Annotated in this window: 9 protein-coding genes; 2 read left to right on the forward strand and 7 right to left on the reverse strand. The window is 33.4% G+C overall.

Annotated features, from left to right (window positions below):
- Positions 1-824: T9SS type A sorting domain-containing protein (locus tag GFJ94_RS00005; protein WP_153199165.1), on the forward strand; the 824-nt coding region annotated here is incomplete at its 5' end.
- 40 nt (positions 825-864) lie between these two features.
- Here GFJ94_RS00005 and GFJ94_RS00010 read toward each other — a convergent pair.
- The 7 genes from GFJ94_RS00010 to gcvP all read right to left on the reverse strand — a co-directional run bounded on the left by GFJ94_RS00010 (position 865) and on the right by gcvP (position 10,178).
- On the reverse strand, positions 865-1,713 hold the full coding sequence (locus tag GFJ94_RS00010; RefSeq protein WP_153199167.1) for a glycosyltransferase family 2 protein: 849 nt from the start codon (positions 1,711-1,713) through the stop codon (positions 865-867).
- 4 nt (positions 1,714-1,717) lie between these two features.
- Positions 1,718-2,242: a methyltransferase gene (locus GFJ94_RS00015; protein WP_153199169.1), complete on the reverse strand. Its 525-nt coding sequence runs from the start codon at positions 2,240-2,242 to the stop codon at positions 1,718-1,720.
- 115 nt (positions 2,243-2,357) lie between these two features.
- Positions 2,358-3,953 carry a hypothetical protein gene (locus GFJ94_RS00020; RefSeq protein WP_153199171.1) on the reverse strand — a complete coding sequence of 532 codons (1,596 nt, stop codon included), beginning with the start codon at positions 3,951-3,953 and terminating at the stop codon, positions 2,358-2,360.
- 1 nt (position 3,954) lies between these two features.
- Complete coding sequence (locus tag GFJ94_RS00025) at positions 3,955-5,460, reverse strand: hypothetical protein (protein ID WP_153199173.1); 1,506 nt, start codon at positions 5,458-5,460, stop codon at positions 3,955-3,957.
- Positions 5,461-5,640: 180 nt separating this feature from the next.
- Complete coding sequence (locus GFJ94_RS00030; RefSeq protein WP_153199175.1) at positions 5,641-6,699, reverse strand: 3-oxoacyl-ACP synthase III family protein; 1,059 nt, start codon at positions 6,697-6,699, stop codon at positions 5,641-5,643.
- Between the two features lie 135 nt (positions 6,700-6,834).
- Positions 6,835-7,206 (reverse strand): group III truncated hemoglobin, encoded by a 372-nt coding sequence (locus GFJ94_RS00035; RefSeq protein WP_153199177.1) that lies wholly within the window; start codon positions 7,204-7,206, stop codon positions 6,835-6,837.
- 128 nt (positions 7,207-7,334) lie between these two features.
- Positions 7,335-10,178: an aminomethyl-transferring glycine dehydrogenase gene (gene gcvP, locus GFJ94_RS00040; protein ID WP_153199179.1), complete on the reverse strand. Its 2,844-nt coding sequence runs from the start codon at positions 10,176-10,178 to the stop codon at positions 7,335-7,337.
- Between the two features lie 150 nt (positions 10,179-10,328).
- Between gcvP and GFJ94_RS00045 the strand changes: the two genes are divergently transcribed.
- Positions 10,329-11,141, forward strand: a complete 813-nt coding sequence (locus GFJ94_RS00045) for a hypothetical protein (protein ID WP_162523751.1) — start codon at positions 10,329-10,331, stop codon at positions 11,139-11,141.
- Positions 11,142-11,299: the final 158 nt, after the last annotated feature.

Consider the following 11,299-nt stretch of genomic DNA (forward strand, 5'->3'; position numbering starts at 1 on the left):
GCTCAATTTTCATTGAAGCAAAATCTCAAATTAACACACCCGAGGATTGCATAGATGCTTTCAGAATTTGCGATGCTACCCAGAATTATTATTTTGAGGTAAATGGTATAGGAAATATTGATGATGCTAATGGGGCTCTGGGATTGTATTGTTTAAGTCAGGCAAATATAGCACAATGGGAAAATAACTCCGCTTGGTTTATATTTACGGCTCAATATACTGGCGAATTTGGATTGTTAATTTGCCCTGATATTACTACAGAAGATTGGAATTGGGCATTATTTCATAACAATCCTAATTGTAGTGATTTAGCTAATAATACCTATTGGCTACGTTGTGATTCAGGTTCACCTGTATCTCTAGTGGATGGATGTATAGGTATGGGTTTTAAGAATGGTTTTTTTTGGGGGGCAAATGGATTAGAAGCTTATGTAAATATAACGGCTGGCACTACTTATATTTTACATGCGGTATGTAGAAATTCATTTACAGGTTCACCACCTAGTCGTGCTACTTTAAGTTTTCAGGGTGCTGTAGTAACCACTCACTCAGATGTATTTAATTACCCAGGTTGTGTCATGAGTACAACAGATTTTGAGACTACCACAGCAACAGTTTTTCCAAATCCGTTTAACAATAGTTTACAAATTGAGAGTAACATTACTTTTAAAACAATGGAGTTGTATGATGTTTTAGGTAAACAAATTTTTAATCAAAACTTTGAAAATCAACTCAATACATCATATTTAGCACAAGGTATTTATTTATTGCGTTTAATAACAGAAGATGGTGAGGTTGTGGTTAAAAAAGTGGTTAAGGAGTAATATTTACTGTGTTAATTTGAGAATAAAGATGAAACACAAATTAAAACAATTTCTCTTTCATCTTCTTCCAACGATAATTTCTAACAAATTTAGCTTGTTCAGGTGTTACCAACATGGTTTTGTTTTCTCTTTTAGCTTTCCAAAAACCTTTGATATAATCTAAGAATAATAAAGGTTTTCCTTTTCGCATCGCTAATTTTAAAGAAGCAACGGCTGTTATGAAAAAGCCATAACCTAATGTATAAAAAGCTTCACCTTGTTTGAATCTTGCGGCTTGATTGTAGCTAGCGCCTGTAGGTTTTAGGTGTTTTACGTGTAAACTTTCATCAGTTACCACTTTCCAATTGTAGAATTTACAAAGTAATTCGTCAACGGTATCCCAACCCATTTGCGGTTTTAATCCGCCAATTTGTTTGAAAGTTTCTTTTCTGTAAGCCTTTAAAGCACCGCGTATATGGTCTTTATCAGTTAAATTCTCTAAAACCCAATTGCCGTTTTTCTCGATGTAACAAAATCCACCCACCATACCAATTTTCTCATCCAATTGGAAATGTTTGATGATGGTTTCAAAATAGTTATTTGGAAAAATCAAATCAGCATCCACTTTTACAATGATATCGTAATTGTCGTCAATATTTTTTTCTCCTTCATGGAATGCTTGAATTACTTTACTTCCAGGTAAATGAATCGCATCCGATTTTTTATTCACTAAAGTTATAAATGGGTATTTGGAAGCAAATTCAGAAACAATTTCCGGAGTTTTATCGGTAGAATTATCATTCACCACTACAATTTTTGTTGGTAAAACGGTTTGTTCTACTAAAGATTGCAAAGTCAAAGCCATAAAAGCTTCTTCATTATAAGCAGGAATGATAACGTAATATTTCATCTGACTATTTTACTTTTTCAGCATAAACCAAATAATATCTTGGAGTAATCCATCTCAATAATGGTCTAAAACCAATTTTTTTTACAGGATGTGTGAATTTTACCCTGTCTACAATTTTATATCCTGCTTTTTCAAGTAGCCAATCCAATTGCCAATCTTCAAATTCGTGATAATGTCTATCCCACATATCGGTTTTGCTTCGATAAGCTGGAGAAAACCACAAACGTAAAGGAATAGAAATTAAAATTTTATCTGCTTTTACGTTTTGTAAAACAGTGTAAGGATTTAGTAAATGTTCGAAAATTTCAAAACCCGTAAATACATCGTAATTCTCAGTTTGAAGCGCCGATTGGTCATTATCTATATCTTCTCCTTTTGTGTTGATAACAGAATAACCATTATCTACCATGATTTTAGAAAAAGGATTTGGAACGCCTAAATCAAAAATGGTTTCAGAAGTTTTGATATGTTTTTTTAGAAAATCTAAAGTGATATTGAATCGTTTGCTTGGATATGTTTTCTCGTACATACTTTAATTTAAGGATTGCTAAAAGTAAATGTTTCAAAATTACAATTTTCTTTTAGTTAAAATAAAAAAATCGATAAAACTAATTTATCGATTTTTTAAAATATGTTTTTATTTTTTATTTATCTCTAACTAATATTTGAGCATCTTGAATTGTCATAGTACTGTCATCTGCTGTGCCGGCAGATCCACCGTTCAAGTTTCTGCATCTTAATTGTAAAGCATCAATCGTAGCTACTTTTGTAGAGTCGATACTAAACCAATTTGTATTATAAGCTATTCCGTCAGGTGCAGAAGTGTAGGTGAAAGCTGAATTACCAAATAAAAATCCTGCTCCAGTGTTTGAAATTTCATCCATTGCTAATTGCGAAAGAGATCCGTTTAAACCAGGTGTTCTATTGGTATAGTTTACTAAAACTTTAATTTCAACAATTCCATCACCATCAAAATCATAATCTGAAAATTTAAATGCAACAGTGGCTCCTGGTAAAGGGACCATCGTAGGTGCTGTGGCTCCTAATGGAATTACAAATTGGTAATCTCCTCCAGTTAAAGCAATACTAGAAACTCTTTCTGTACTTGGGTTTCTATTTGTCCAGTCAATTTGTCCAGCTCCATCTGTTGTAAAAGTTTGGTCAGCAGTGCCGTCATTTAAATTAAATTTGTAGGCTTCATTGAATATAATATTTCCGTCTTTAATAACTTCAATAGCATTTGCTTTAGCGCCAGAGTTTGTTCCTATACCTACAGCAAATGTTCTGTCACCTACATATCTTGTCCATTGGCTGTCAATTCCTGGTGAAGGATCTCCTGGTTCTGGACCGCCAGTACTATTTACAATAGGATAGTTTTTTGAATAGGTTCCGAAGATTGTTTCATTAACAACTCTTGTTGTGTTTCCTGTACCAGATGCTAAATTTTGATATGCATTTATGGTATTTAACTCTCCAATTGAAATAGCGTTTTTACCTGAAACCATATTGTTAAATCCGAAAGCTAAACCGATATCATTATTTACCGTATTGTTGTATCCAAAAGCTGTTGATGATAAACGAGTTGCAGTATTGTTGTAATTTGTTGTAAAAGATCGGTTTCCTTTTGAAGTGTTGTCTAATCCACTTGAAAAGGTATGACGACCATTGTTGATGTTATCCCATTGATTACCAGTAACTTTACCTGCTCTAAACACGGCTTTAGATGGGGTAAAATAACAAATTGTACCATCTCCATTGTTAGGTAAAGTAGAAAGTGTAGTAATTTTATAACCTTTAGTAAGTTTACCTGTAACCATAAAGGAGTCATTAATAGACGAACCTTCGGTGAAATTAACTGGTAAAGCGTCAGCTTCTATAAAATAGCCCATTCCATCACCTCCTTTGTCATAGCAACCGTCTAATCCGTTTTTTACTATCAAATATTCCCATTTGTTTTTGCTTGAACTATAGAAATAAGGACCTATTCCAAAACTATTTAAAGCATTTGGATTAGTATTCCAAACTAATAAACCATCAGCAGGAGCATTAACAGGAGTAATGATGCCTGTTATGCTATCTAAACTAACATTTGGTAATGACATTCCTTTGTCAGTTGCAAAAACATCAAGAACTGCAACAGGATTTGGATTACTATTGTTTATACCAACATTTTGACTTTGGGCATTATTTAAACCAAACAGCAATAAAATGATATATGTAAATTTACTAATCGGATTCATATTATTGAGCTCTTGTTAAAATATAAACATTACCAATAGAAATATTAGTAACTCCATCGCTTTGTCCTTGTAGTCTTAATTTGTAATATAACGTTTCGTTTGCGTCCCAATTTGACCATTCGGTAGTGTATAAAACATTTCCGCTCATAGTAGTTGTTGTTGGAGAAACTAAGGTTATTGTTGTATCAGTTGTGCCATCATTTGCAATTAATGAAAAAGCTGTTGGAATATTAGTAGTAGAACATAAAACAAAAAGTTTTACCTGAATATTTCCATTTAATGGTGCAATTGCCCCTGGAAAGATTGATGTTTGAACGCCAGCTAAATCGGTTAATACACCATTGTTAAAAACTAAAGCAGTATCTTCTGAATATAAATTATTATTCGTGATGTTATTCGTGTTGTGAGGAGTTACCCATGAAACGTTTCCAATTCCATCTGTTGTTAAAACTTGACCAGCGGAACCATCAGTTGTAGGGAAATAATACTCTTCATTAAATCGTATTTTACCATTTTTATATATTTCAAGCGCATTTTTTCTGCTTAAATTTCCGCCACCAATACCAATCGAAAATATTCTATCTGTTAAATTAATTGCAGTTGAATTTGGAACATGTAAATCATCATATTGAAAGGTGTTAAATGAACCAAAAACAGTTTCTGAAAAAGAGTTTGCTTGTAAGCCAGAACCCATCGTAAATGAGTTATTTCCAGAAGAAGTTGAAGAGTTTCCCGATGCGATAGCATTTTCGCCAGAAGCAATATTGTTTGAACCAAAGGTTACAGATGCCTTGCCAGATGCTAAACCATCAGAACCAAATGCAGAAGAATATTGTCCAGACGCATGGTTGTCGTTATTAGCCGCAAAACTTGCTTCTCCTGATGCTCTATTGTATCTTCCTGTTGCAAAAGAATAATCACCTATTTCGGCATCAGTATCCCAAGCACCTTGATTGTTGACTAAAGGATCAGGGTCTGCAAATGAATCATATCCAGCTCTGAAAGCTGCTTTTTTAGGATAAAAAAACATTCTTGAATTGTAAAGCGAGCCATAAGCAGGGTCTAAAGTATTTCCATTTCCAAATGTTCCTGAAACAATAAAACCATCTTCTCCACCAATATGTACAGGGTTAGCGTCAGCAATGATAGTTCTTCCTGCGCCTGGTCCACCAGTATCATATGCCATATCTAATGTGTTTGTACTATTTACATTTACAGGTACCCAAATGGTGCCATTAAAAAAATAAAATCCTTTTCCTGTACCACCAACTGTACCATTACTAGTATTCCAAACCATTAACCCTTCAACAGGAGCATTAACTGGAGTTGTAGTATTTGTAACATTAACTAAGGCAACTCTGGGTATTAAGATTCCTTTGTTTGAAGAAGTAATATCAAGCATTGCAGAATTGTTAGGAGTGGTAGTTCCTATGCCAACTTGCGAGTAAGTTATTAGAGGTAATAATACAATTGCAAAGTAAAAGTAAAATCGTAGATTGTAAAACATTATTGTATTGATTTTAAATTATTTAAATCAAAGATACGATAATTTTATTTCTTTTACTTTTTCTTTTGTCAATTAACTTTAGCTACAAGGTTTTCGTTAATAAAAAATTAAAATTTTAACACAAAAAGAACGACAAAACGTAATTTTGCTTAATAAAATATAATTTTGTTAATTTTTTTTTTACATTTGATAAGCTATAGCATTTATATTCATACCCGATCCCACTGAAGCAAATAAAATAACATCACCTTTTTTTAATTCATGATTTTTAACTAATCCTTTTTGTATAGAATCAAACAAAGTTGGTACTGTGGCTACACTTGAGTTTCCAAGCTTATGAATACTCATTGGCATAATTCCTTCTGGAGGAGTTTGTTTATATATGCGATAAAATCTTTGAATAATAGCTTCGTCCATTTTTTCATTGGCTTGGTGAATCAATATTTTTTTTACTTCGTTAATATTGATGCCGCTTTTGTCTAAACATGTTGCCATAGCTAAGGGAACTTGGCTTAAAGCAAATTCATATATTTTTCTTCCGTGCATTTTAATATAACGCACATCTGGATCATGGTCTTTGTTGAAGGAATTTCCAAAAAACAAATAATAGGCTTCATTATAAGTAAAAGTAGCGGTTTCGTGCGCTAAAATTCCGCCTTCATCATCAGTTGCTTCAATCATTGTTGCACCTGCACCATCAGAATAAATCATGGAGTCTCTATCGTGCATATCCACAACTCTTGATAAGGTTTCGGCACCAATAACTAAACATTTTTTTGCCATTCCAGCTTTAATAAACGCATAGGCTTGAATAACGCCTTCTACCCATCCAGGGCAACCAAACAAAATATCGTAAGCAACACATTTTGGGTTTTTAATGCGTAAATTATGTTTTACACGGGTGGCTAAACTGGGTAATATATCAGATTGGATAGCACCTTTTTTTACGTCACCAAAATTATGAGCTAAAATAATATAATCAATAGTTTCTGGGTCAACCTTTGAATCTTCTATCGCTTTTTTTGCTGCAATAAAAGCAATATCAGAAGTACATAAATCATCTGAAACATATTTTCGCTCTCGAATTCCAGTTATTTCTAAAAATTTTTCAGCCACAACATCATTAGGATGTGGAAAAGGTGTACCGTCATCATTTAAAAATGAATGTTTTGCAAAATCTACATTTGATATTGTTTCTGTTGGTATATAGCTTCCAGAACCTGTTATTTTTATGTTCATGATATTTTGATTTGGATAACGAAATTATTAATTATTTCTTAACATAAGATGAAAACAACCGATTTATTTATGGTAATTATCGAATCATCATTTTAAACTTAAAAAAAATATGAAATTGACTTTTTTTAGGGGTATTTACGAAAATTTTATCTGCATTATAGTTGCCATGCTTAACGCTTGTGTTTTCATTTGTTCTGCATATTTGCCTTCAAAATGTTCATCAATCGTTGAGTTGAAATGACGTAACCAAGTGTCGAAATGTTCTTTTGTAAAAGCCTGTTTGTCATGAACTTCTTTATGTATGGAAAACATATTATTGAAATAACCTCCTTTTAAAAACAACGATTGTTCCCAAAAAGTTACTAAAATTTCAAAATGTGCTTCCAAATGTTGGTCAACTGATGTTACTTTCGTAAAGAAGAAATTAATCGAATCATCCGCTAAAAGTTTGTCATAGAACTTACGCATGATGAATAGGATGTCTTCTCGAGTTTCAATGTCTTTCATTTCCAAATTTTATAATCGTACAAATTTACAACAATACTTTTTGAAGCGATTGATTTTTATCATGTTTAAAAAAAAATCCCAAAAACCTGAATTGGAATTTGGGATTTTAAATATTGGAAATTTATTTTTTACATGTAAGCTTCAATTGGTGCACAAGAACAAACTAAATTTCTATCACCATACGCTTCATCAACTCGACGAACCGTTGGCCAGAATTTATTCTCAGCAATATAATCTAATGCAAACGCAGCTTGTTCTCTTGTGTAAGGGAAAACCCATTCGTTAGCTGTAACCATTGCTAAAGTATGAGGCGCATTTCTTAAAATATTATTAGCATCATCTTTTGAAGAAGCTTCAATTTCTTTACGAATAGAAATCATCGCATCACAAAAACGGTCTAATTCTGCTAAATCTTCTGATTCTGTTGGTTCAATCATTAATGTTCCAGCCACTGGGAAAGAAACCGTTGGTGCGTGGAAACCATAATCCATTAAACGTTTTGCAATATCGGTTACTTTGATTCCTTTTTCTTCGAAAGCTCTACAATCTAAAATCATTTCGTGAGCGGCTCTTCCCATTTCTCCAGAATATAAAACTGGATAGTGTGCTTCTAAACGCGCTTTCATGTAATTTGCATTTAAGATAGCATATTTAGTAGCATTTGTTAATCCTTCAGCGCCTAACATCGTGATGTAACCGTAAGAAATCAAACAAACTAAAGCCGAACCATAAGGCGCAGAAGAAATTGCGGTAATCGCTTGGCTTCCTCCTGTTGGAATAATTGGATTCGTTGGTAAGAATGGAACTAATTTTTCGTTCACGCAAATTGGTCCAACACCAGGTCCACCACCACCGTGAGGAATTGCAAAGGTTTTGTGTAAGTTTAAGTGACAAACATCAGCGCCAATAGTAGCTGGATTTGTTAATCCAACTTGTGCATTCATATTCGCACCGTCCATGTAAACTAAACCACCATTATCGTGAATGATTTTCGTGATTTCAATAATTGCACTTTCAAAAACTCCGTGAGTTGATGGATAAGTAACCATCAAAGCTGATAAGTTGTCTTTGTGTAAGATTGCTTTTGCTCTTAAATCTTCTACATCGATATTACCATTATCCATGGTTTTTGTAACGATGATTTCCATTCCTGCCATAGCAGCAGAAGCAGGATTAGTTCCATGAGCAGAAGCTGGAATTAAACACACATTTCTGTGGTTATCGCCTCTTGATAAATGGTAAGCGCGAATCGCCATCAAACCAGCATATTCACCTTGAGCACCTGAATTTGGTTGTAACGTTGTTCCTTGGAAACCAGTTACTACATTCAATTGTTGCTCTAATTTTTTCAACATGATTTGGTAACCTTCTGCTTGTTCAATTGGTGCAAAAGGGTGAATGCTGTTCCAATTTGCCATCGATAAAGGCAACATTTCGGCAGCAGCATTCAATTTCATCGTACAAGAACCTAATGAAATCATCGAATGATTCAACGATAAATCTTTACGCTCTAATTTTTTGATATAGCGCATCAATTGCGATTCTGAATGATGGTTATTGAAAACCTCATGTTGTAAGAAAGTTGATTTTCTTACTGAGTTTTCAGGAATCATAGTGTCATTCGCTAATTGACTAACTGTAATTTTGTCTTTTCCAGTTGCTTCAGCAAAAATGGCAATAATTTGGTTGATGTCATTTACAGAAGTCGTTTCGTTAAATGAAATTGAAACCGTTTCAGCATCTGGATAGAAGAAATTTACTTCGTGTTTTTCTGCAATCGTTTTTACTTTATTCGCATCAGCTTTTACTAAAATCGTATCGAAGAAAGCAGTATTCGTTTGGTAAACACCTAATTTATTTAAAGCATCGGCAGTTGTAACCGCAGAAGCATGTACTTTATTAGCAATATATTGTAAACCTTTTGGTCCGTGATATACGGCATACATTCCAGCCATTACCGCTAATAAAACTTGAGCTGTACAAATGTTTGAAGTTGCTTTTTCACGTTTAATGTGTTGCTCACGAGTTCCTAATGCCATACGTAACGCACGGTTTCCGTTTACATCGATAGAAACACCGATGATTCTTCCCGGCATCGAACGTTTGTATTCTTCTTTCGTTGCGAAATAACCAGCGTGTGGTCCACCGTAACCCATTGGAATTCCAAAACGTTGTGTAGTACCAACTACAACTGCAGCTCCCATTTCACCTGGAGAAGTTAATTTTGCTAACGATAAAATATCAGCTGCAACCGCTACTTTGATTTCGTTTTCTGCTGCTTTTGAGATGAATCCTGCATAGTCATAAACTTGACCATATTTTCCTGGATATTGTAAAATAGCTCCGAAGAATTCTGTTGAAAAATCAAATGTTTCATGATTTCCAACTACTAATTCAATATTTAATGGAGTAGAACGTGTTTGTAAAACTGATAACGTTTGTGGTAAAATTTCTTCCGAAACAAAGAATTTCGAAACATTATTTTTCTTTTGATCGCGTGTTCTTACATCGAAAAGCAACGCCATTGCTTCTGCAGCAGCTGTTCCTTCGTCAAGTAAAGACGCATTTGCGATTTCCATTCCTGTTAATTCGATAACTGTAGTTTGGAAATTCAAAATCGCTTCTAAACGACCTTGTGCAATTTCTGCTTGATAAGGTGTGTAAGCCGTGTACCATCCTGGGTTTTCAAAAATATTTCTTTGAATAACCGCCGGAACGATCGCAGGGTGATATCCTAAACCAATGTATGATTTGAATACTTTATTTTTCTTTCCTAATTCCTGAATGTGAGTTAAATACTCATACTCAGTCATTGGAGCATCTAAATTTAATTCATTTTTTAAACGAATTCCATCAGGAAATGTTTCATAAAGTAGTTGGTCGAATGAATCTACACCAACCGTTTTAAACATGTGATTTAAGTCACTTTCACGTGGTCCTAAATGTCTCAAAGCGAATGCATCTGTTCTCATTTATCAAAAATGTGTATGTATGTTATTATGTGTTGTTTTGGTCAACAAAAGTAATTATTAATCTTGTAATAATTTGTTTTTAAAATTGGATTTTTTGTGATTTTATCAACTAATTTCGAGTCTTATTAACAGATTGATTAATTTTGTTGAATGGTAGTTTTAAAGAAAATTCTTGATTTCTATATCAATAGTAGTTTACATGTGGCTTTGTCGGCATTTGCTTTGGTGTTCATGACGCAATATTTCTTTGGTGTTCAAGGCGATTTTTCGGTAGCTTTCTTTGCTTTTTTTGGGACAGTAGTTGGTTATAATTTTGTGAAGTACGATGCCATCGCAAGGTTAAACAAAACGGAAATCAAAAAAGAACTCAAAGCTATCGTTTTTTTGAGTTTTATTTCTTTGTTGGCTTGTTTTTACTTTTTCTTGCAATTGAGTTGGGAATCAAAGTTAAGTGCTTTTGCTTTTTTTGGGCTTACACTTTTATACACATTACCTTTTTTTCCAAACAAACAAAATGCTCGAAATTGGAAAGGCGTAAAAATCTACATCGTTGGAATTACGTGGGTAGGAGTAACCGTGATTTTACCTTTGGTAGAAGCTGAAATTCCGTTTTCTATAGATGTGCTTTTAATGGCTTTTCAACGATTTTTATTAGTGTTCTCGATAGTATTGGTATTTGACATTGTGGATGTAAAACGCGATGATTTACACTTACAAACGGTTCCTCAGAAAATAGGAGTGGAGCCAACCAAAAAACTTGGTTATCTATTATTGTTTTTAATGCTTTTTTTAGAGTTTTTATATGCCAATAATCATCATATTTTATCGTTCTTTTTCAAACTTTTGGTATGTGGAACTATTGCTATTTTTCTCTTTTTTGCCAATGAAAATCGTTCACGTTTCTACGCATCATTTTGGTTAGAAAGTGTTCCGATTTTGTGGTGGTTGGTTTTGGTTTTCTGATAATTTACGAGTTTTAATATTTTGTTGCCAATTATTATAAAATTAGGATTTTATTTTTCTCTTAGTATTATAATGTTTTTGGAGTATTTTTCGTTTTTTAACGCATGAATGATTGTTTATATTAGTAAGTCTATAACTACATTTATAAAATAAATAAA

Origin of the sequence: Flavobacterium sp. LMO8, from assembly GCF_009495755.1 — a bacterium.
Taxonomy (GTDB): domain Bacteria; phylum Bacteroidota; class Bacteroidia; order Flavobacteriales; family Flavobacteriaceae; genus Flavobacterium.

Bases quoted from the DNA above. Each gene is read 5' to 3' on its own strand.
- GFJ94_RS00010 (WP_153199167.1), bottom strand. From the start codon at position 1,713: ATGAAATATTACGTTATCATTCCTGCTTATAATGAAGAAGCTTTTATG.
- GFJ94_RS00015 (WP_153199169.1), bottom strand. From the start codon at position 2,242: ATGTACGAGAAAACATATCCAAGCAAACGATTCAATATCACTTTAGAT.
- GFJ94_RS00020 (WP_153199171.1), bottom strand. From the start codon at position 3,953: ATGAATCCGATTAGTAAATTTACATATATCATTTTATTGCTGTTTGGT.
- GFJ94_RS00025 (WP_153199173.1), bottom strand. From the start codon at position 5,460: ATGTTTTACAATCTACGATTTTACTTTTACTTTGCAATTGTATTATTA.
- GFJ94_RS00030 (WP_153199175.1), bottom strand. From the start codon at position 6,699: ATGAACATAAAAATAACAGGTTCTGGAAGCTATATACCAACAGAAACA.
- GFJ94_RS00035 (WP_153199177.1), bottom strand. From the start codon at position 7,206: ATGAAAGACATTGAAACTCGAGAAGACATCCTATTCATCATGCGTAAG.
- gcvP (WP_153199179.1), bottom strand. From the start codon at position 10,178: ATGAGAACAGATGCATTCGCTTTGAGACATTTAGGACCACGTGAAAGT.
- GFJ94_RS00045 (WP_162523751.1), top strand. From the start codon at position 10,329: ATGGTAGTTTTAAAGAAAATTCTTGATTTCTATATCAATAGTAGTTTA.